At 43.1% G+C, this 21,021-nt stretch carries 20 protein-coding genes; 15 read left to right on the top strand and 5 right to left on the bottom strand.

Going from position 1 to position 21,021, the window contains the following annotated elements:
- The first annotated feature begins 162 nt into the window (after positions 1-162).
- The 4 genes from Q0993_RS10750 to Q0993_RS10735 all read left to right on the top strand — a co-directional run bounded on the left by Q0993_RS10750 (position 163) and on the right by Q0993_RS10735 (position 2,565).
- On the top strand, positions 163-540 hold the full coding sequence (locus Q0993_RS10750; protein ID WP_299532734.1) for a serine hydrolase: 378 nt from the start codon (positions 163-165) through the stop codon (positions 538-540).
- A 296-nt stretch (positions 541-836) separates the two neighbouring features.
- On the top strand, positions 837-1,181 hold the full coding sequence (locus Q0993_RS10745) for a rhodanese-like domain-containing protein (RefSeq protein WP_299532732.1): 345 nt from the start codon (positions 837-839) through the stop codon (positions 1,179-1,181).
- A gap of 107 nt (positions 1,182-1,288) precedes the next feature.
- The gene (locus Q0993_RS10740; protein WP_299532731.1) at positions 1,289-1,561 is read left to right on the top strand and encodes a heavy-metal-associated domain-containing protein; all 273 of its coding nucleotides are present in this window, start codon (positions 1,289-1,291) and stop codon (positions 1,559-1,561) included.
- The gene (locus tag Q0993_RS10735) at positions 1,558-2,565 is read left to right on the top strand and encodes a DUF3365 domain-containing protein (RefSeq protein WP_299532729.1); all 1,008 of its coding nucleotides are present in this window, start codon (positions 1,558-1,560) and stop codon (positions 2,563-2,565) included. The genes Q0993_RS10740 and Q0993_RS10735 overlap by 4 nt, the downstream gene beginning before the upstream one ends.
- 201 nt (positions 2,566-2,766) lie before the next feature.
- On the opposite strand, the gene Q0993_RS10730 is transcribed toward Q0993_RS10735, so the two are convergent.
- A complete protein-coding gene (locus tag Q0993_RS10730) occupies positions 2,767-3,849 on the bottom strand; it encodes a phosphotransferase enzyme family protein (protein ID WP_299532727.1) in 1,083 nt (360 codons plus the stop codon).
- 2 nt (positions 3,850-3,851) lie between these two features.
- Positions 3,852-4,736: a sugar phosphate nucleotidyltransferase gene (locus tag Q0993_RS10725; protein WP_299532725.1), complete on the bottom strand. Its 885-nt coding sequence runs from the start codon at positions 4,734-4,736 to the stop codon at positions 3,852-3,854.
- Between the two features lie 167 nt (positions 4,737-4,903).
- On the opposite strand from Q0993_RS10725, the gene Q0993_RS10720 reads away from it, so the two are divergent.
- From Q0993_RS10720 to Q0993_RS10700, 5 genes are all read left to right on the top strand, one after another.
- Positions 4,904-6,262 (top strand): Gfo/Idh/MocA family oxidoreductase, encoded by a 1,359-nt coding sequence (locus Q0993_RS10720; protein ID WP_299532723.1) that lies wholly within the window; start codon positions 4,904-4,906, stop codon positions 6,260-6,262.
- A 30-nt stretch (positions 6,263-6,292) separates the two neighbouring features.
- Entirely contained in the window at positions 6,293-7,441 is a 1,149-nt protein-coding gene (locus Q0993_RS10715; RefSeq protein WP_299532720.1) for a CocE/NonD family hydrolase, read from the top strand.
- Positions 7,442-7,557: 116 nt separating this feature from the next.
- The gene (gene hemN / locus Q0993_RS10710) at positions 7,558-8,919 is read left to right on the top strand and encodes an oxygen-independent coproporphyrinogen III oxidase (protein ID WP_299532717.1); all 1,362 of its coding nucleotides are present in this window, start codon (positions 7,558-7,560) and stop codon (positions 8,917-8,919) included.
- Between the two features lie 17 nt (positions 8,920-8,936).
- On the top strand, positions 8,937-9,767 hold the full coding sequence (locus tag Q0993_RS10705) for a universal stress protein (protein ID WP_299532855.1): 831 nt from the start codon (positions 8,937-8,939) through the stop codon (positions 9,765-9,767).
- A 163-nt stretch (positions 9,768-9,930) separates the two neighbouring features.
- A complete protein-coding gene (locus Q0993_RS10700; RefSeq protein ID WP_299532714.1) occupies positions 9,931-11,385 on the top strand; it encodes a mandelate racemase/muconate lactonizing enzyme family protein in 1,455 nt (484 codons plus the stop codon).
- Between the two features lie 13 nt (positions 11,386-11,398).
- Here the strand turns inward: Q0993_RS10700 and Q0993_RS10695 are convergent, their stop codons facing one another.
- A complete protein-coding gene (locus Q0993_RS10695; RefSeq protein WP_299532711.1) occupies positions 11,399-12,223 on the bottom strand; it encodes a PIG-L deacetylase family protein in 825 nt (274 codons plus the stop codon).
- 64 nt (positions 12,224-12,287) lie between these two features.
- Positions 12,288-13,679 (bottom strand): Gfo/Idh/MocA family oxidoreductase, encoded by a 1,392-nt coding sequence (locus Q0993_RS10690; RefSeq protein ID WP_299532708.1) that lies wholly within the window; start codon positions 13,677-13,679, stop codon positions 12,288-12,290.
- A 161-nt stretch (positions 13,680-13,840) separates the two neighbouring features.
- On the opposite strand from Q0993_RS10690, the gene Q0993_RS10685 reads away from it, so the two are divergent.
- From Q0993_RS10685 to Q0993_RS10675, 3 genes are all read left to right on the top strand, one after another.
- Positions 13,841-14,218 (top strand): hypothetical protein, encoded by a 378-nt coding sequence (locus tag Q0993_RS10685; protein ID WP_299532705.1) that lies wholly within the window; start codon positions 13,841-13,843, stop codon positions 14,216-14,218.
- A 92-nt stretch (positions 14,219-14,310) separates the two neighbouring features.
- Complete coding sequence (locus tag Q0993_RS10680; RefSeq protein WP_299532703.1) at positions 14,311-16,380, top strand: TonB-dependent receptor; 2,070 nt, start codon at positions 14,311-14,313, stop codon at positions 16,378-16,380.
- A 20-nt stretch (positions 16,381-16,400) separates the two neighbouring features.
- Positions 16,401-17,258: a hypothetical protein gene (locus tag Q0993_RS10675; RefSeq protein ID WP_299532701.1), complete on the top strand. Its 858-nt coding sequence runs from the start codon at positions 16,401-16,403 to the stop codon at positions 17,256-17,258.
- A gap of 69 nt (positions 17,259-17,327) precedes the next feature.
- Here the strand turns inward: Q0993_RS10675 and Q0993_RS10670 are convergent, their stop codons facing one another.
- A complete protein-coding gene (locus tag Q0993_RS10670; RefSeq protein WP_299532698.1) occupies positions 17,328-17,759 on the bottom strand; it encodes an Rrf2 family transcriptional regulator in 432 nt (143 codons plus the stop codon).
- 121 nt (positions 17,760-17,880) lie between these two features.
- On the opposite strand from Q0993_RS10670, the gene Q0993_RS10665 reads away from it, so the two are divergent.
- From Q0993_RS10665 to nosZ, 3 genes are all read left to right on the top strand, one after another.
- The gene (locus Q0993_RS10665) at positions 17,881-18,396 is read left to right on the top strand and encodes a cytochrome c (protein WP_299532696.1); all 516 of its coding nucleotides are present in this window, start codon (positions 17,881-17,883) and stop codon (positions 18,394-18,396) included.
- 100 nt (positions 18,397-18,496) lie between these two features.
- Complete coding sequence (locus tag Q0993_RS10660; RefSeq protein ID WP_299532694.1) at positions 18,497-18,991, top strand: fasciclin domain-containing protein; 495 nt, start codon at positions 18,497-18,499, stop codon at positions 18,989-18,991.
- Positions 18,992-19,023: 32 nt separating this feature from the next.
- Positions 19,024-20,979, top strand: a complete 1,956-nt coding sequence (gene nosZ, locus Q0993_RS10655; RefSeq protein WP_299532692.1) for a Sec-dependent nitrous-oxide reductase — start codon at positions 19,024-19,026, stop codon at positions 20,977-20,979.
- The last annotated feature ends 42 nt before the right edge of the window (positions 20,980-21,021 follow it).

Genomic DNA, 21,021 nt, shown 5'->3' with positions numbered 1-21,021 from the left:
TTAAAAGATTCCCTTGGAAAGAGAAAAAGCAAACTTATAGCAAAGGAGACCTTTTTTACGCCTACTGAGATGAAAAGTTCGTAGTTGGTGTATTAGGATTGGTTTGAAGGTCGGTTGGCATCACCCTATATTTAAAAAGGAGAGTGGCGCAATGCATTTAAGTTGGAAAATGCCTTGGGTGCCGGGGGGTTGCGGACTACAACCAGAGACTATGCCAAGTTTTTATTGGCCGTTATGGACAATGAACATGTTTCCGAGGACCTTCGCAGAGCGCAATTTCAAATTTCAAGAAATCAATATGAAAAATGTGTTGAGGACGAATCCAAAGAGGGAATCCGCCCTCAAAAATTAGGCTTTGGACTAGGCTGGTATATCTGTGATTTTGAAGATGAACGAATCTTAGGACATACCGTGGCCAATAACGGGGGGCGTACACTTGCCCTGTTTTCTCCCCATAAAAAATCGGGCTTGGTCATAATGACCAATGGTAGGAATGGAAATTACGTCATTTTTACCATCGCGTCGTACTTGAATCCATAATGATTTCATTGCCTTGGAAGGGCTTAAAAAGGCTTATGGTTCCCAAAACTGACTTAAGAGAAATACACCTACTATCTCCGACTTTAGGTATTCCTAGTTTCTTTCCAACTAAAATAAAGTACGTAAAAATAATGAGCTCTCTGTGTAACCTGAGTTACCATGGGGCCTGCTCATATTTCGTAATTTTAGTTTATGAAAAGGCGAAATTGTTTGGTTGATGAGTTGTTTTTAAGGAGCGGTCATTTTTAGAATGGCCGTTTCTTACCCATTTTCCTTATGACTATATAATGTACACTATGTCGTTTTTAAATATTCTTTTTGGAGTACCCAAGAAACACAAAGACAAGATTGAGATTCTGGATGCCCGGGCCTATGCCCAGGCCATATCCGATACAAAAGTACAATTGGTAGATGTCCGTAGTCCGGTGGAATATCAAAACGGACATATCAAAAATGCGGTGAACATCGATTTTTTCGATTCCGTAAATTTTGAAAGATCTTTTGGTATGATGGACAAAGGGAATCCGGTCTATCTATATTGTCGTTCAGGAAGCAGAAGTAGGCAGGCCAGCCATAAATTGGCACGTATGGGATTTGTGAAAATCTATGACCTTAAAGGAGGGTATATGCGATGGAAATGATAGAAAGGTTTCGTAAATTTGGGTAACTAAAATGAAATAGGACTACCGCAAGAAAATAGTTTTTTTTGACCCCTCTATTAAGTCAAAAACCAATAAAGGAATCGAAGATGAAAACCTCAATTATTGTACAGAATTTGAAGTGTAATGGATGTGCAACAACCATCGCCGAAAAGTTATCGGGCATAGATGATATTTCAAAGGTTGAAGTGGATACGGAAAGTTCCACAGTCTCTTTTTTGCACGAAAATAACGAGGATGCCTTAATGGCCAAGAATACCTTGACATCACTAGGATACCCAGCGGTGGATAGTAAAAATAGCCTAGCACACAAGACACGCTCTTTTGTAAGTTGCGCAATGGGGAGACTTGCAAAATCATGAGGAAAGCAATCCTTTTTTTATTGTCATCAACCCTATTGACCTTAGGGTGCAAGGACTTCAAAGCGCGCGAGGAAGTCACTAATAAAACGTCTTCCGGAAAGGAGGCGTTGGAAGTTAAAGCCGAACATCCTGGAAAAGGGCTTATGGAAAGGGAATGTCTTATGTGTCACAACCCTAAGGCCTCAGAGGCCCAAATGATAGCTCCCCCCATGGCTATGATAAAACTACATTATTTAGATTCCAGTACCACCAAGGAACAGTTTACCGAGGCATTGGTACATTGGTTGAATGACCCCGAACAGGAATCGAAGATTCCCAACGCCGTTGAAAGATTTGGTAACATGCCCTATATTCCCTATCCCGAGAAAGTCATTGAACAAATTGCAGCATACATGTACGACTATGAAATGGACCGACCAATTTGGTTCGCCAACTATCTGGAGCATAAGCAGCAAGGTGCTGAAAATTCGTTGAGAAATTATAAATACACTACAACCGACAATGCCGAAAAACGCTATGCCAATAAAGGGTTGGCCCATGCCTTGGCGACCAAGACACAATTAGGTAATAGCTTAATAAAGGCCATTAAGGAAGTAGGTGCCAAAGGAGCTGTGGAATTCTGTAAGGTAAAGGCAATACCATTAACGGACAGTATATCCATTATGCAAAACGCCGTTATACAAAGGGTTACCGATAAACCGAGAAATCCAGATAATGAAGCCAGTGCAAAAGAGTTGGCACATATTAGCTTCTTTAGGGAACAAATGGCTTCCGATGGGAGTGTAGAACCTATCGTGGAGTTACACGATAACGAAGTAAACTTCTACTATCCGATCATTACCAATACCCTATGCCTACAATGTCATGGGACGCCAAACGAACATATTGAACCGGAAACCTTGGCGGCAATACGAAATCTTTATCCAGCGGACAGGGCGATAGGTTATGGGACAAACGAGATAAGGGGTATTTGGAGTATCAATTTTGAAACGGATAGCCAATAAATATGCACCTTCGGTGATTTTTGGATATCTGGAATTAGCTAAGCCCTTCCCATTTTGTGGTGCAATCCTATGTCCTTAATAATCATCGAGTTGCTTATTCATAAGAAAGTGAAGGGGGGATCCGATTTATTTTCGAATAACACGCTGGTAATACTTCGGAGCTTTTGTTATCCTATATATTCCTGAAGTTGGTGTATTGGGCTAAAAGGCTATGGTCTTTAATCTACTGGCAATGGAATCTTCCATGAAATCCAGTTCTTCCAAGGCTTTTTGGGTGAAATCGAACAAGCTAAGACAGCGATCCAGATTTTGATTTTCATAGGCTACCTTATAGTAAATATCTCCGTTAAGGTAGTCGGTCAAGGCCCTAATTCCATGAAGGAATGGCATAAGTACCGCTCCCTTAGGCAATACGTTGATTTCCGCTTGGGTCAGAAACGCTGCATTGGTGGCAAGTCCATCTATAAAGGCATCAAAAAGGTCTCTTCGAAATACGATATTATCATGATTTTGCTCATCTTCGGGTGCAGTGTTCACAATGGTCCGTATGGCATCCCCAAAGTCAAAATGAAAGAATCCGCTCATTAGTGTATCCAAATCTATTAAACAGAGTGGTTGATCGGTCTTTTTTGAAAAAAGGATATTGTTCAGTTTGGTATCGTTGTGACAAATCCGTAGCGGTAGATCAAGATGGTTAAGCTCTTCCAAGGTCTCTAGAGTCTTTCTTGCAAAGGAAATGGCTTTTTCCGCAGTCTGCAGCCGATTTTTGGTTCCTACGGAAAGAGATGCCTTAAATTGATTTTCCCGTAAAGTAAGATCATGGAACTTTGGAATGATGTCAACAAAACTTTCCGGTTTGGCAGAAGAGAGCAACCGGTGGAATTCACCGATAATTTTTCCCGCTCCAAAGGCGATTTTTGGATTTTCGGAGGTGTTATAGGCTAAACTGTTATCCATATAGGTCATTAACCTCCAAAAGGTCACGTCTTCTTTTCCATAGCTATAATAGTTTTGTCCTGATACGGTCCCTATAAGCGAGATATTATGATAGTCATCACTTTTGAGAAAAGAAAATGCCTTTTCAATATTGTTCATTATTCCCGAAACGTTTGGAAATACATCGTGGTTGATGCGTTGCAAAATGTAAACCGGAAGAGCACCGTCCTTTACTAGGAAGGTATCGTTAATATAGCCATGGGTCAAAGGCGAAAGGGAGTACTTTTTCCTTGGAATGGAAAAGTTTTCCAAAAGAAAGCTTGGTTCGGAATGGGAATTACGGTTCATAGTCAAGGCCAAAGGGGTGTTATGTACTGCCCCTTATCTGTTTTTTCCTGCAAATGGGCCACGGCCATCTCACGGTCGCTGGCATAGGTAACCCCAAACCATTCCCCACCTGAAGGAACTACTTTCACTTCTATTTCACCGGTCTGTAGCATTTCTTGAACGGTCTTTGGAATGTAAAGCTCGCTAGTCTTGGCCAATTCTTCATCGGAAAGGAAATGTCTGAATTCACTTTCTATTTTGTCGAATATTGAAGGTTTGCAGATCCAAAAGTTCATACTCACCTGCTCGTCACCGGTATACCTATTGCCAGAATCGTAATCCGTTACACCGTCACCTTCCTGTTCTAACTTCAGACGCTCATCAACGGATAGGAGACGGTCACCGTCTACCTTGCAGACCCCTCTGGAAACGGAACCATGTTCGGAAAGGGTATCCTTTAAGGTGTAGCCTACAAGTGCATAGGTATTGTCATTTTCATGTTCCCGAATAAAGTCGGCGGCATTTTTATAGGCAGGTTGGCCGTAAAAATCATCTGCGTTGATTACGACAAAGGGATTGTTTATGACATGGCGGGCCGTCCAGACAGCATGGGCGGTACCCCAAGGTTTAGGCCGTTCCCCGGAAAAACTACATCCTTCCGGTAGGTCGGTAACTTCCTGTGCCAACACATCTACTTTAACGTTTGCAGGTAATCTATCCTGAAGATGATCTTGCAAAAAAGCGGTATTCTCCTTTTTGGTAATGACCACAATATGGTCAAAACCGTTTTGTAGCGCATCGTATATGGAGAATTCCATTAAAAACTCTCCCTTGGGTCCTAAGTCGTCAAATTGTTTCAGTTTTCCATAGCGGCTCCCACTTCCGGCAGCCATTAAAAGTAAGGTCATTTGTTGTTATGTTTTAGTAGGGTAAAAATAGCCCTTTGAATTTAAAAACGGTTTATAGATCGATATAGATTATAATTAAGGGGATTAATACAAACAATTTTATACAGAATTTCATAATTTGAGCTTCAACACAATATATTCCAAAAACCAATTTTTAGGACAAACGTATGGGTTCAAGAAGAAGATTTATAAAAGAAAGTTCCATAATAGGCGCGGGTATGGTCATGGCTCCCGGATTGGCCTTTGGCGCTTCAGGGAGAGATCAGAATGATAAATTGAATGTGGGACTTATTGGCGCCGGGTTACGGGGCACCAATCACCTTCAAAATTTACTTTTGCGGAAGGATGTAAATGTTACAGCCGTCTGTGACATAGACCCGGCACGCATTTCGATTGCGAAGCAAAAAATTACCGATGCCGGCGGCAAGCCTCCCAAGATCTTTGGCAAGAACAATTATGACTATAGAAATCTATTGGAACTTCAGGAGGTGGATGCCGTAATCATTGCCACACCCTGGCTATGGCATGTTACCATGACCGTTGATGCCATGAAAGCGGGCAAATATGCGGGGACCGAGGTTTCAGCGGCAAACACATTGGAGGAGTGCTGGGATTTAGTGAATACCCATGAAGAGACAGGTACGCATATGATGATTCTTGAGAATGTAAACTACCGGCGCGACATCATGGCGGTACTTAACATGGTAAAACAGAATGTTTTTGGGGAATTGGTACATTTTAGATGTGGTTATCAACACGATCTCAGGGGTGTGAAATTCAATGATGGGACAAATGCTTACGGAAGGGGAGCCGAATTTGGAGATAAGGGAGCTTCGGAGGCCAAGTGGCGCACTCACCATTCCGTAAAGCGCAATGCCGATGTTTATCCAACCCACGGCCTAGGTCCTATTGCCGTTATGGCCGATATTAATCGGGGGAACCGTTTTATTTCCATGACTTCAAGTGCCTCCAAGGCCATTGGACTTCATAACTACATTGTTGAGGTAGGTGGGGAAAACCATCCGAATGCCAAAGTGAGATTCAAACAGGGCGATGTGATTACGTCAACCATTGAAACCGCAAATGGAGAAACCATTATTGTAACCCATGATTGTAATTTGCCCAGGCCATATTCTTTGGGATTCCGTGTTCAAGGAGCTCATGGACTTTGGGAGGTGGATGGTAATAGAATCTATGTTGAAGGTAAATCCAAACCCCATACTTGGGATGTTGCGGATGAGTGGCTAAAGAAATATGATCATCCCCTATGGATAAAATACGGGGAGTATGCGCTCGGAGCAGGACATGGAGGAATGGACTTCTTTGTTTTGAATTCCTTTGTGGAATCAGCCAAGGCGAATGTTGCTCCCCCTATGGATGCCTACGATGCTGCGGCCTGGAGTGCGGTTACCCCGCTTTCGGAAATATCCATAGAGAATAATGGCGCTCCACAGTATTTTCCAGATTTTACCAAGGGACTTTGGATGAAAAGGAAACCCTACAACTGGATCAAGGAAACCTATTGATCAATACATTTTAAAACCCATGACCGTAATATGAGGATTACCTTCTTTATCTTAATGATGTATCTGTGTGCTGCGGCACAAGAGGGTAACCTGTGTGTAGGTCACTACTGGACACCAGATCAGGCCAATTTAAAAATGAAGGAATTTGCTTCCCAATGGAATGATTTGGAGTCTTGGGAAGAAAGGGCCCTTATCATCAAGGAGGGCATAAAAAGTGGAATGGAATGGGAGAAAATACCTCAAGTAACAGGAAATTTTAATCCAATCATCCATAGCCAAAGACAAATGGAGGGTTATGTGGTGGAAAATATTGCTATTGAGAGTTTCCCGGGGTTCTACATTACGGGAAATTTATATAAACCAACCAGTAGTGGGGGAAAGTTTGCAGCGATTCTTAGCCCACACGGACATTTGCCGGACAAAAGATTACGCGAGGATGTGCAGACCAGAGCGGCAGTTTTTGCAAGGATGGGGGCCGTGGTCTTTGCCTATGATATGCTGGGCTTTGGCGAAAGCAAACAGGTGGAACACACTATTCCTATTGCGCTAGCACTACAGACGTATAACAGCAAGCGGGTATTGGACTATTTATTGTCGCGGGATGATGTGGATGCGAACCGGGTCGGTATGACCGGTGGTTCCGGTGGAGCTACCCAAACCTTTATGCTCGCTGCCTTGGATAATCGTATTAAAGTAGTTGCTCCCGTTGTTCAGATTTCGGCGCATTTTTTCGGAGGATGCGTTTGCGAAAGCGGTATGCCGGTTCATAAAGGGGAGAATCATCAGACGAATAATGTTGAGATAGCGGCACTAGCTGCACCAAGGCCCCTTTTATTGGTTTCCAATGGAGCTGATTGGACCCGTAATACCCCCATTATTGAATATCCATATCTACAAAAAGTATACGCCCTATATAACGCGGAACATAAAGTTGAAAATGTACACTTACCTTCTGAAAAACATGATTATGGTTACTCCAAAAGAACGGCAGTTTACAATTTTTTTGGAAACCATCTACAATTAAACCTGGGGGCCATCCCTTATGAAAATGGGTATCGTGAAGATTTTGTGACCTTACTGGATAAGGAAGACCTAAAGGTTTTTAATAATGAGTATCCGATTCCGGAAGATGCCCTTAAAGGAAATCTCACGATCATGAAATCTTTAGGATTCGATTGAGTTGTAAAACAGTAAAATCGGAATTCTAGGGATAGGGCAAGATTCGGGTTAGCTGATAATTATCATATTTTTTTTTGTGGGTGGAAATTAAGTTTGTAATTAAACAAATTACATCCATGTGCAATCTTGTTCAAAAATACAATATTCCAGGTCCCCGCTACACCAGTTATCCTACAGTGCCCTATTGGAATATAGAGACCTTTTCCGGTAAGGAATGGAAATCTACCTTAAGCCGTAGTTTTGAAGAGAGCAATTCATCGGAGGGTATTAGTCTCTATATTCACTTGCCTTTTTGTGAAAGCATGTGCACATTCTGTGGATGCCACAAACGTATTACCAAGCGGCATGATGTTGAAATTCCCTACATTGAAACTGTCTTGAAGGAATGGAGGTTGTACTGTAACCTTTTTTCGGAGAAACCCATAATTAAGGAATTACATTTAGGAGGAGGCACACCTACTTTTTTTTCACCTTTGAACCTAAAAAAGCTTATTGAAGGCATTTTCAGCACGGCCCTAAGGTCCAGAAATTACGAATTTAGCTTTGAGGGGCATCCCAATAACACTACCAAAGAACATCTAAAGGCCTTATATGACGTAGGTTTCAGAAGGGTAAGCTATGGGATACAGGATTATAACCCAACAGTTCAAAAGGCAATTCATAGAATACAATCCTTTGAGAATGTTAAAAATGTAACGGATTGGGCCCGCGAAATCGGTTATGAATCCATTGGCCATGATATCATTTTCGGATTGCCCCATCAGAGCTTGGCCAATATTGAACAGACCATTACCATGACCAGGGCCTTAAAACCAGACCGATTGGCCTTTTATAGTTATGCACATGTTCCATGGCTAAAGGGTAATGGGCAAAGGGGTTATAGGGATGAAGACCTACCTTCTGCGGGTGAGAAACGAAAGCAGTATGAAGCAGGGAAGCGACTTTTGGTCAACGCCGGGTACCATGAGATAGGCATGGATCACTTTGCACTTCCAACAGATAGCCTTTATGCATCGCTGGAGTCAGGAAGGCTACACCGTAATTTTATGGGCTATACGGCCTCCAAGACTCAAATGATGATTGGTCTGGGAGTGTCCAGTATAAGTGATAGTTGGTATAGTTTTGCACAAAATGTAAAAAATCTTGAAGAGTATACCCATCTGGTGGAAAATGCTATTATTCCCATTTATAGGGGTCATATTCTTACCGAAGAGGACCAGATTATTAGAAGGCATATATTGAACTTAATGTGCAGGTTTGAGACCTCATGGAGTAGTATGGATCTACATTTCCCAGCCTTGCCCTCAGTACTGGATCGACTCTACGAAATGGAACAAGATCAATTGATCACCATGCACTCAAATCAAATCATAGTGACCCCTCTGGGAAGACCGTTTATACGTAATATTTGTATGGCATTTGACGTTCTTCTCCATAGAAAGGCGCCGGAGACGCGTTTATTTTCCATGACAGTTTAACCTTAAAAAGTAATATGATGAAAAACATTATAGTACCCATAGACTTTTCGGAACAATCGGAATATGCACTCAAAGTTGCCGCCTCCCTGGCCAAAAAACACGGTTCTGAAATCCTGGCCCTACATATGCTGGAGTTAAACCAAGCCATCATCTCTTCTTCGGAAGGATTTCATCCAGAGCAAACCGTCTTTTTAATTAAATTGGCGGAGAAAAGATTTTCGGAATTTCTGGATAAGCCCTATTTACAGGGAATTTCGATTACCCCGATCGTAAAGCATTTTAAAGTTTTTAGCGAGGTGAACGAAATTGCCGAAAAGCATAATGCGGAACTTATCGTAATGGGCTCCCACGGTACAGATGGGCTCAAGGAAATATTTGTAGGCTCCAATGCAGAAAAGGTAGTAAGGAATGCCACCGTTCCGGTTTTGGTCATTAAGGACGAGTTACCTGATTTTAAAATTGATCGTTTTGTTTTTGCCTGTGATTTTAGGGATGACAATTTATTGGCCTTTCAAAGGGCAAAGGAGTTTGCCGAAATGTTGTCCGCAAAATTGGATTTGGTTTATATCAATACCCCGGGAGATAATTTCTTGAGCAATAAGGACGCCTATGATCGAATAAACACCTTCCTGAGAAAATCCAATACAGGTATGGAAGTCAAGATTTATAATGATTATAGCGTTGAAAAGGGAATCCTTAATTACAGTGAGATGAGCAGTGCGGATATCATTGGGATTTCTACACACGGGCGCAAAGGACTTTCCCATTTCTTTATGGGAAGTATAGGGGAAGACTTGGCCAACCACTCAAAAATTCCGGTAGTTACCTTTAAGATTAATAATGAATGATTTTTATGTTTCGTTGATGTAAAAAGGGGAGGCCAATTTGGTTTCCCTTTTTTGTTTCGTTGGGAATAAAAAAATCCCTAATTTACAGGGGTTGTTCCATTGTCAAATTAGGGTTGTACGATTGGGATACGTATTTATACAAAACAATTTATTCTTTACCACTATGAAGTTTATCACCAACAAACCAAACCGTGCAATGAACGGGGATTCCAAAATGAAAAAAGAAGATGAGGCCAAAAGTAGACGGTCCTTTTTGAAAAAGGCCGGATTGGGAGGTCTAAGTCTGGCGAGCTTTACGGGTGCATCGGCCAGCATAGGGGATCAGATTGCCTACGCTTCCCAGAATGTGAACCGAAATTCTAGCCCTTCCGATCTTAAGATCACCGATTTGAGAATTGCGGAAATTGGTGGTGATGTGGTGTTTCGTACCCCGATTGTGCGCATTTATACCAATCAGGGTATTGTGGGGCATGGTGATGTCCGCGATGGTGCGGCCAAGGAATATGCCTTGTTCTTAAAAAGTAGGTTATTAGGCGAAAATCCCTGTAATGTGGAACGCCTGTTTGGCATTATCAAGCAGTTTGGATATCACGGTCGGCAAGGTGGCGGTGTTTCGGGAGTGGAAATGGCGTTATGGGATTTGGCTGGAAAGGCCTACAACGTTCCCGTGTACCAAATGCTGGGCGGGAAATATCGCGATAAAGTTAGAGTGTACTGTGATACGACGGTTTCCAAAGATCCGGTGGAGTATGCCAATAGGATGCAAGCTAGGGTAGACCAAGGGTATACGGCCTTGAAAATGGATATAGGGATCAACCTGATCAAAGATATTCCTGGGGCACTGGTCAATGCCCCGGAAGCGGATTTTAACCCCTATCAGCACCAGTCCACAAAATATAATATGACAAAACATCCTTTTACAAGGATACAGATTACCGAGAAAGGGGTTGATAAATTGATGGAATATTTGGACGTAATGCGTTCCAAAATAGGATATGACATTCCTATGGGAACGGATCATTGGGGCCATATTGGGGTTAACGAGGCCATTAAGTTGGCAAGGGCTTCCGAACGTTATAATTTGGCCTATATGGAAGACCTTATTCCATGGCAGTATACCGACCAATGGCGAGAAATTACAGAATCTTCTACTACGCCTACCCAGACCGGTGAAGACATTTTTAGGCTTGAGGGTGGTTTCGAGGAACTGATTACCACAAGGGCGGTGGATATTGTACATCCGGATCCCAACACTGCAGGCGGTATCCTGGAAACAAAGCGAATCGGGGATTTTGCTTCCAAACATGGTATAGGCTTTATGCACCATCATGCCGCGGGTCCCGTATCCTTCCTAGGCTGTGTGCATAGCGCCGCGGCTACGGAAAATTTCATGTGGCTGGAGCATCATGCCGTGGATAAAAAGGATTGGGAAAATTTAGTGACCGGTTTTGATGGACCTATTGTAAAGGACGGTTATGTAACCGTACCTGAAAAACCGGGTATCGGGGTAGAACTTAACGAGGAAGTCGTAAAGAAATACCTTGTCAAAGGCGAGAAATTGTTCGCACCGACCCCAGAATGGGACAAGATGCGGGCATGGGACAGGCTATGGAGCTAACTTAAAGCCCTATTCACTGCTTTTTGAGCATGGGAAACAATCTCTGGATTTCGGTTTCGGAAGGTTGTTTCCCATATTCGCATATTTCAAATCCTTCTGCATGCTTTGCATTTAGCGCCTTGGCACCGTACCATTTTTTTAAGCACTCCAAGGTCGCTGTATTGGGCCCACGAGATCGCCAATTGGCCAAAAATTCCAATCGGCCCTTTTCGTCCTTGGGTACCTTATCCAAATTTCCGGAGGTCCAAGGAAGCCAGTCAAAAAATTGGGACTCATGTGCCGCCATGGCGTAGATTTTCTGATTAAAAACATCATCGATGATTATGGCAATATCCGGTTCAAACGGGTTGGGTTTTTGAAATCCATCTTCAGAATACAAAAAGACCGGATTTTTTTCCAAGGGAGGCGTATCGGCCGCGACATTGGGAACAATGACCATGTAGGCCGCATCCTGCACCAAAATAGCTGCGTACCTATGATCTGGATGATAATCGTTGGGTCGAGGTGCTATTACAATATCTGCGTTCCATTTTCGGATTTCACGGATGACCTTTAGTCGATTTTCCAAGGTAGGCATCAATTCCCCGTCGTGATTGCCAAGAACGGTATATTCCACCCCAAATCGTTTTCCAGCTTCCTGTGCCTCCGCAAAACGAATTTTGGCCAATTCCCCACCACCCATGGCATAATGTCCTGCATCGCCATTGGTCAAGGAAACGAATTTTACCTTATGGCCCATTTTTGAGAAAAGAATGGCCGTTCCTCCGGCATCTATATCGCAATCATCAGGGTGCGCCCCGAACACAATAATATTCAACGGATTTTCTTGAGCGGACATAGACCATGAAATTAACAGGGAGCAAATGAAAAACAGTACTTTTTTCATGACTTGTAAAATAGGATTACATTAATTTCATAGCCACCGGATCCCAATCGACCGGTTGTCTTTTGTAGTAACTTTCGTTGGCCAGGAGGGCGGCTCCAGCAGCCCTTAACCCAAAGGTCGGGTCTTGAATTACTTTTCCTTTTTCCCGAATTGCCGTAAAGAAGTTGTAAAAATGGTCATGGTGCCCTCCTTTGTAATTTCTTGGAGCTTCCCAGGTGGTGCTACCCGTGTTTAAAGCCGAATCCCTTTTCTCCAGATTTTGTGCGGCATAGCCTTGGCGAATTTTTTCCTGGGTAGCTTCCGTGTAGGCTACCATGGAGTAACCACCGGGAACCATACCCAATTTGGACCTCCTTACGGTCACCGAATTTTGTCCTACTTCCATTTCGCCCTCTGTTCCTATCAATTTAAATCCACCACCACCACCTGAACCTGCAATGAAATTGATGCGAAAAGCAGCATTGAAAGCGGCATGGGTATCTGTTTTTGGATAGTCGTATAAGGTAATGCTTACATCGGGTACATCACGACCATCGTTCCAGTAGCGTAGTCCACCCGTAGCCAACGCCCGGTTTGGACCATGGGAACCGATAACATGGTTCAAAGTGGAAAAAGCATGTACAAACAGATCACCGGCAACTCCTGTGCCGTAATCCTTATAATTACGCCACCTAAAGAATCGTTTTGGTTCGTAGGAGACCTTTGGGGCATTGCCCAGAAAAGCATCAAAGTCCACGGTGTCAGGATTGGCATCCGGTGGAATAGGATATTGCCAGGCCCCTTCGGCAGAGTAGCGATCGTTGTAAAAGTCCAACATCACAATTTCCCCAATGGCACCATCTTCGTATAACTGTTTGGCCTTTTCATTCCCTAAAGAAGACATGCCCTGACTTCCGATCTGGCAAATTTTTCCAGTGGATTTCTGTGTGGAGATGATTTCTTGCCCGTCTTGCCATTTTTGTACCATTGGTTTCTCACAATAGACATGTTTCCCGGCTTTTAAGGCATCAACGGCTATTTTTTTGTGCCAATGATCTGGCGTAGCCACAATAACGGCATCGACGTCTTTTCGGTTTAAGAGTTTTCGATAATCCCGGGTAACGAAGATGTCTTCCCCCCAAAGCTCCTTGGCGCGATCCAATCTTCCAGAATATAGATCGCAGGCGGCAACCAATTTCACACCAGGGACCGTCAATGCTGATCTCGTATCGTAAATTCCCTGTATCCCCGAACCGATCAGACCTAAGTTAATCTGGTCATTGGCCGAGTATGTCTCGTTGGGATACTCGCGTTGCATCAAAACTCTTTCACCCTCTGCGGCGGAGATTAGGAACGGTGCCGATGTCATCGCAGCGGAACCCAATGTGGCCTTTTTCAAGAATGACCTTCTAGACGGATTTTTCTTCATTATTCTATAGCTTTTGGAATTTAGTTGTAATGGCGATGGAAGTTACGTTTTTTGTTGTTGCGCTCCAAAGCATTTTTAGTTGCGGCAAATAAAAGACCTCTTTATCCTAAATATGATTTTTATCATGTTTTCCCTTGTGGTAGGGGCCTAGATTTGTGCCTATGAAAAGCTATGTAATCCTTTTTGTAGCCATGCTCATGCTCGTGAAGCCGCTCTGGCCCATTGCAGAGTATGTTATGAACTATGATTACATCGTAAATGTCCTCTGTAAGAATAAGGACAAGCCACAATTGAGATGCGATGGAAAATGCTACCTCTCCCAACAATTGGCCAAGGAGGCTGAACAAAACAAAAGCAATCCTTTCGGGGAGGAACAGAATATTGCGGAGATTCAGCATCTTGTTTTTTTCCAGTCCTTGAAAAAAATGGACTTACATCTATTTCTCTCACAGCCCTTAACGGTGAAATCCACATTTGTTGAGGTTCTTCGATCAAGCATTTTCACTTCCGATATCTCCCAACCACCGGAGTTGGCCTAATTCGATTGGCTGTAAGAGTATTTGTAATGGATGGAAAATTCATCCACAAGGCTCGTACCCTTAAACCTTTGTATTAGTCCAAATCACAACAGATGAAAACCATATTGAAAAATAGGCCGAGCCGCCTTTGGGCTACAGGTCTAAAAAGCAAAGCCGTGTTGCTTGTGGTGCTGTTCACCCTAGTATTTCGTTGGCAAGGCATGTCCCAAGAGCCAACTTTGGTCATGGTTAAGGATTCTATACTACCCATCGACTTAAATGAGGTGATTGTAATTTCTTCGTACAAAAGAACGTTGGAGCACAATGCCCACCATAAACCACTCTCCACGTTGGATCAGTATCTGGAGTCCTCCAAAAAAGTAAACATGATAAAGAGGGGAGCGTATGCTTGGGAGCCGGTGCTGAACGATATGACCACGGAACGCCTATCCATAACTATTGACGGAATGCGCATTTTTGGGGCCTGCACGGATAGAATGGATCCCATAACCTCTTACGTCGATGTTTCCAATCTATCCGATATACACGTAGCCTGTGGTCAACAAGGAGCAGAACACGGGGCGACTTTGGGAGGTGCAATCGATCTGCGTGTGGAAAAAAGCAATTTTAAATCGGATGGATGGGTAGGTTCCATAGAAACTGGTGGGGAAACTAACAATGCCTCACAGATTTTTGGTGGGGAACTTAACTATTCGGACGAACGGTTCTATATAGATACGGACATTATCTATCGTAAGGCCGAGAACTACGTTGCCGGAGGTGGTGAGGAGGTAGCCTTTTCCCAATTTGAAAAGTACAACCTCTCCGTTAATTCGGGCTACAAGGTTTCTGAAGACCAGAAACTATTGGCCAGTTTTATTTTTGATGAAGCTCGGGATGTTGGATACCCGGCTTTGCCCATGGATGTTTCTTTGGCCCGAGCCTTTATAGGTTCCGTCAGTTGGGTACAAACAGACTTCATTGGTAATTTTGAAGACTGGGAGACCAAGGTATATGCCAATTCCATTACCCATATTATGGATGATAGCCAAAGGCCCGATGTCCCCATTCGTATGGACATGCCTGGGTGGAGCGATACGTATGGATATTTTTCCCAAGCCACCCTAAAACGGGATAACCACCAATTTCTGTTGAAACTGGATGGGTTTTATAATCGTTCATTGGCTGAAATGACTATGTATCCGAACAATCCCAATGAGCGTGAAATGTTTATGCTTACCTGGCCCGATGTTCGTACCCTGAACAATGGTTTTTATGCAGAAGACGTAATCGACTTTGAGGGGAGTTCCCTGAAGCTATCCACCAGATTGGCTGTACAAGGTTTTAATGTGGCGGATGAACTGGGACTGAACAGCCTCCGGATTTTCTATCCTGAAATGGCCCAAAGGCAGACCCGTTTCCTAAAAAGCTTTTCGGTGCGGTACCATAAAAAACTGAAATCGATGCATTTGGACGGTGGGCTCTCTTATGGAGATAGGGCTCCATCCGTTTCTGAAGGTTTTGGATTTTACCTGTTCAATAGTTTTGACAATCACGATTATGTTGGCGACCCCGATTTAAGAAACGAAAAGGCCATTGAGGTGAACACAAAACTATCGGTGCCTATCGAAAAACTGAAATTTAGTTTGGAAGGAAACTACTTCCACACCATGGACTTTATAGTAGGAGAGGTAAATCCTGCCTTAAGTGTAATGACCATTGGCGCAGAAGGGGTAAAGGTCTACGAAAATCTGGAATATGCCAATTTGTATAATATCTCCTTGGATACCAAGTATCAAATTACCCCCGAATTTACTTGGACCGGGTTGGTTTCCTATCACCGGGGAACCGATCAAGACGGGCGTAATCTGCCCTTTATAAGTCCTTTTACGTATTCTTCCATGTTGCAATACACCCAGGACAAGTTTTCGGGTTCATTGACCATGCGCGGTGCGGCGGATCAGGTGAATTTCAATCCGGAATTTGGTGAAGACCGAACGGACGCCTATACGGTATTCTCTTTATCGTTGGGGAAATCGTTTTCCATACATGACGATGATGTTTATGTTAAAGCGGGAGTGGAGAACATTTTTGATGAATTCTATTCTACCTATACCGACTGGAACAACATTCCCCGTATGGGGCGCAACTTTTTTATGACCGTTTCCTATGCCATAAATTAAAAACAATTAAAACGCTAATTATGAAAACAATAAAATATCTAGCAGCAACTTTCTTACTAACCGTAAGTTTTATTTCCTGTACTAGTGACTCGGATGATCCCATGCCCATTGTGGAGGAGAATCCACTCGCGGAATATACGATGCTAAGTGCTGTGAAGGCCAACAACCATAGCATTGAACTATATTCCGAACAAGAGCAATTTACAATCGGGTATAATGAATTGTTCATTCGTATTAAGGATGAGGCAAGTGATAGTTACATATCCAATGCCGCAATTTCATGGAACCCCGTGATGCACATGACGGAAATGATGCATTCCTGTCCTAAATCTGAAGTGACCAAGACAGAGAACGCCTCTGTGTATACAGGATTTAGCATTTTTCAAATGCCTGGCAACACGGAGGAATATTGGGAGCTTAACCTGGAATATACGATTGCCGGACAAACGTATAATGCCACTGAACGTATAGAGGTTAAATCACCGGCAGATGGTAAGAAAAGAGTAAGTGTTTTTACGGGAACGGATGAAACTCGATATGTGTTGGCCATGATGCCTATGAAGCCAGAGGTAGCGGTAAATGATTTTTCGGCCGTACTCTTTAAAATGGAGAACATGATGACCTTTCCCGCTGTTGAGGATTATAGGATAACGATTGATCCCCGTATGCCCGGTATGGGGAACCACAGTTCTCCCAATAATGAAGATTTGACCTATGATTCGGCGTCAAAAATGTACAACGGAAAATTGTCATTGACCATGACGGGCTATTGGAAGATTAACCTAAAACTGCTGAATGATGGCGGTGAAGTACTGAAAGGAGAAGATATTACCGAAGAAAACGAATCCAGTAGTCTGTTCTTTGAGATAGAATTTTAATGATACTTTTGGTTGTAGTTGTTTTGCTTGAAAAGACTCCCTTAAAAAAGGGGGTCTTTTTCTTAGTTTCTAAATGGGCAAAAACGATTTTCCCAACTTAATGTCCAATATAAGATCTTCCACGGAAGTCTGCCTCAATTTTTCAACAAAACTGGCCTTGGTATCGTCCACAAGATGGTGCATGGGACAAGGATTTTCATAATCACATTTGTGCAGGCTCAATACACAGGAAGTTAATCTATTATCACCATCTATTAAACTGATAATATCGATTAGCCGTGTTTTTCTATTTTCCTCGTTAAGATAGAAGCCCCCTTTAGGACCACGTGTGGACGAAACTATTTGATGTCTGGAAAGTTCCTGAAGAATCTTGGCTATATAGGCGCGCGGAACGTTTATGGGCTTGGTGATATCCTTGGCCAATATTTTGTTTTCCACACTGGAATGCACCGCTAAATAGAGCACGGCCTTCAGCGCATATTTTGAGGAGTTCGATAGCATTTTTGTCGGGATTTTTACAAATATACAGAATAAAAGACTTTTTTATCTTAAATATGATTAATATCATATTTTAAACTTTTTACCTCCTTTATTTTTGCCCCATAACCGGAAAAAGACAACTATGAAAACTGGAAAGCTTAGTAATGGTTTCGTGCTACTTTTTGTCCTAATACTTTTAGGTTGTGGCGGAAAGGAAGAGAAGAAACAAGATGGTTTTAGTATTGAGCGGAAAAAAGCCACCACCGAGAAACAAGTAGAGCCCCCTGCTACAAATCAAGTCAAGGCTTCGGAGCGGATAGATTTGACTTCCAAAGGGGTAGGTCCTATTGATTCTATAACATTGGACGCAGAAATTGACCAGGCCATGGCCGCTCAAGGAGAAGAAGTATTCAACCAAATGTGTATGGCATGTCACCGGGTAGGGAAGAAGTTCATCGGTCCGGCACCCAATGGAATATTGGAAAAAAGAACCCCGGAATGGGTTATGAATATGATTCTTAATCCGGAGGTGATGGTGAAGGAAGACCCCTTGGCTAAAGACCTACTTGTAGAGTTCAATGGGTCACCTATGGCCAATCAAAGCCTTTCGGAAGAACAGGCGAGGGCTATACTGGAATATTTTAGAACCTTAAAGTAGATTCATAATGAAAGCAACTATCAACTTCAAATTGTTGGTTGCCTGTTTTTGTATGCTGTTTTTTTTATTCAGCTGTAAAGACGGCACCAAAACCGAAACAATGACTTCCCAAGCTGAAAAGGCCGAAAGCGGGAAGGTGGAAAAAAAGGGTCAGGCCTTTATTACCGATGATGAGTCCACGCCCAATGTGCTTAACATTGCTGTTGGGTCTCCTGATCATACCACCCTGGTAGCAGCTGTGCAGGCAGCTGACTTGGAAAATGCCTTGGTCAATGCCGGACCATTGATGGTGTTTGCCCCTACCAATGCGGCTTTTGATGCACTTCCCCCAGGTACTGTGGAAGATTTGCTAAAACCTGAGAATAAAAATGCATTGGCCAATATTTTGAAACATCATGTAACTCCGGGAAAATATAGCAAGGACTTTCTAAAGAAGTTTAAAAAACTGGGGCAGGCCAATAATCAAAACACCACTGTGGAGGTTAAGGGAGATGATGTTTACGTGGGTGGTGCAAAAATCGTAGCCAGTATTCCTGCCGGGAACGGCATAGTACACGTAGTGGATAAGGTAATTCTTCCACCAGCCGATGAATAATCTAAAAATCAGAATAACATAAAACAACAACAATGAGAAAGTTTACGTATCCAATGCTGATATTGTTTGGACTCGCCATGGTCTTCAATAGCTGTGGGGACCAAAAGAAGGGAAACAGTGGTGCACTGACTTCCAACGCTGCTGAAAAGGTCTATGTCGCCCCTGGGGAACACGATGAGTTTTACGCTTTTATATCCGGAGGTTTTAGCGGACAGTTATCCGTCTATGGTTTACCTTCGGGAAGACTTTTTAAAGTAATTCCTGTTTTCTCCCAAGATGCCGAGAAGGCGTGGGGCTACAATGAAGAAACCAAGCCCATGCTCAATACCTCCCATGGATTTATACCTTGGGACGATTCCCACCACCCGGATATTTCCCAGACCAATGGGGAACTGGACGGCCGTTACGTTTTTATCAACGGAAACAACACGCCTCGAATAGCCAAGGTAGACCTTTCCGTTTTTGAAACAACGGAGATTATAGAGATTCCCAATAGTGCGGGTAACCACAGTTCCGCTTTTGTAACGGAGAACACGGAATATGTAGTGGCAGGAACCCGGTTTTCGGTTCCGGTACCCCAAAGGGATATGCCTATCAGTGAATACAAGGGAAACTTTAAAGGAGCGCTTACCTTTATTAGCGTTGACCCTGAAGATGGGGGTATGGACATCAAGTTCCAATTAATGATGCCGGGCTTCGATTATGACCTATCGCATCCGGGACGTGGTAAATCCCATGGATGGTTCTTCTTTACTACCTATAATTCCGAGGAGGCCAGTACCTTATTGGAGGTTAACGCTTCACAGAACGACAAGGATTTTATTGCCGCGGTAAACTGGAAAATGATAGAGGAGTATATCAATAATGGTGGAGGCACAAAAATGCCATCCAACTATGCCCATAATGTATATGATGAAGAAACGCATACGGCTACTTCCACGATGAAAAAAGAAGTATTGGTCATAAATCCAACGGATGTTCCTGGTGCCGTTTTCTTCTTACCAACGCCCAAATCACCCCACGGTTGTGATGTAGATCCCACGGGCGAATATATTGTAGGTAATGGCAAACTATCCGCTGACTTGACCGTGCATTCCTTTACCAAAATGCTAGAGGCCATAGAAGGAAAGAAATATGATGGTGACGCCTATGGCATACCCATCCTTAAGTTCGAGGACGTTTTGGCCGGTACCGTAAGCCAGCCCGGTCTTGGGCCATTGCATACCGAATTTGACGGTCAAGGTAATGCCTATACCACCTTCTTTATTTCCTCGGAAGTGGTTAAATGGAGATTGGGTACTTGGGAAGTAGTGGATAGACAACCTTGTTTCTATTCCGTGGGGCACTTAATGATTCCTGGCGGTAATTCAAGAAAACCCTTTGGAAAATATGTGGTGGCCATGAACAAGATTACCAAGGACAGATATTTGCCTACTGGGCCTGAAGTGACACAATCGGCACAACTCTATGACATTTCTGGTGAGAAAATGGAACTTTTATTGGATTTCCCAACGGTTGGAGAGCCTCACTATGCTGCGGGTATTGCAGCGGATATCGTAAAGGCACGGTCCAAAAAAATCTTCGATTTGAAGTCGAACAAACATAAATACGGCATTACTTCCGATGCTGATGTTAGGGTAGAACGCAATGGTAAGGAAGTTCATATTTACATGTCCATGATTCGAAGTCACTTTAATCCGGACAACATTGAAGGAATTAAGTTGGGGGACAAGGTATATTTCCATGTGACCAACCTGGAGCAAGATTATGATGTGCCTCATGGCGTAAGTATAATAGGTGCGAATACCTCCGAATTGTTGATTATGCCCGGACAGACCGAAACTTTTGTATGGGAGCCCAAACAACCGGGCGTATGGCCGTTCTATTGTACGGATTTCTGTTCTGCCTTGCACCAAGAAATGCAGGGGTATGTAAGGGTATCCCCGGCTAACTCCAACATTGACCTTTCATGGTCCTTGGGAGAATGATGTATAACCCTTTACGATTAGTTTTTCAAACTTAAGGCAGGG

The sequence above is a fragment of the Ulvibacterium sp. genome, from assembly GCF_028285715.1.
Lineage (GTDB): Bacteria > Bacteroidota > Bacteroidia > Flavobacteriales > Flavobacteriaceae > Ulvibacterium.
Note: the sequence above shows the minus strand (reverse complement) of the source record. Positions and strands in the feature narration are given on the sequence as shown.

Coding starts and splice junctions, on each gene's coding strand:
- Q0993_RS10740 (WP_299532731.1), top strand. CDS start 1,289: ATGAAAACCTCAATTATTGTACAGAATTTGAAGTGTAATGGATGTGCA.
- Q0993_RS10720 (WP_299532723.1), top strand. CDS start 4,904: ATGGGTTCAAGAAGAAGATTTATAAAAGAAAGTTCCATAATAGGCGCG.
- Q0993_RS10745 (WP_299532732.1), top strand. CDS start 837: ATGTCGTTTTTAAATATTCTTTTTGGAGTACCCAAGAAACACAAAGAC.
- Q0993_RS10665 (WP_299532696.1), top strand. CDS start 17,881: ATGAAAACTGGAAAGCTTAGTAATGGTTTCGTGCTACTTTTTGTCCTA.
- Q0993_RS10705 (WP_299532855.1), top strand. CDS start 8,937: ATGAAAAACATTATAGTACCCATAGACTTTTCGGAACAATCGGAATAT.
- Q0993_RS10695 (WP_299532711.1), bottom strand. CDS start 12,223: ATGTCCGCTCAAGAAAATCCGTTGAATATTATTGTGTTCGGGGCGCAC.
- Q0993_RS10685 (WP_299532705.1), top strand. CDS start 13,841: ATGAAAAGCTATGTAATCCTTTTTGTAGCCATGCTCATGCTCGTGAAG.
- Q0993_RS10680 (WP_299532703.1), top strand. CDS start 14,311: ATGAAAACCATATTGAAAAATAGGCCGAGCCGCCTTTGGGCTACAGGT.
- Q0993_RS10715 (WP_299532720.1), top strand. CDS start 6,293: ATGAGGATTACCTTCTTTATCTTAATGATGTATCTGTGTGCTGCGGCA.
- Q0993_RS10670 (WP_299532698.1), bottom strand. CDS start 17,759: ATGCTATCGAACTCCTCAAAATATGCGCTGAAGGCCGTGCTCTATTTA.
- Q0993_RS10730 (WP_299532727.1), bottom strand. CDS start 3,849: ATGAACCGTAATTCCCATTCCGAACCAAGCTTTCTTTTGGAAAACTTT.
- Q0993_RS10660 (WP_299532694.1), top strand. CDS start 18,497: ATGACTTCCCAAGCTGAAAAGGCCGAAAGCGGGAAGGTGGAAAAAAAG.
- Q0993_RS10725 (WP_299532725.1), bottom strand. CDS start 4,736: ATGACCTTACTTTTAATGGCTGCCGGAAGTGGGAGCCGCTATGGAAAA.
- nosZ (WP_299532692.1), top strand. CDS start 19,024: ATGAGAAAGTTTACGTATCCAATGCTGATATTGTTTGGACTCGCCATG.
- Q0993_RS10735 (WP_299532729.1), top strand. CDS start 1,558: ATGAGGAAAGCAATCCTTTTTTTATTGTCATCAACCCTATTGACCTTA.
- hemN (WP_299532717.1), top strand. CDS start 7,558: ATGTGCAATCTTGTTCAAAAATACAATATTCCAGGTCCCCGCTACACC.
- Q0993_RS10700 (WP_299532714.1), top strand. CDS start 9,931: ATGAAGTTTATCACCAACAAACCAAACCGTGCAATGAACGGGGATTCC.
- Q0993_RS10675 (WP_299532701.1), top strand. CDS start 16,401: ATGAAAACAATAAAATATCTAGCAGCAACTTTCTTACTAACCGTAAGT.
- Q0993_RS10690 (WP_299532708.1), bottom strand. CDS start 13,679: ATGAAGAAAAATCCGTCTAGAAGGTCATTCTTGAAAAAGGCCACATTG.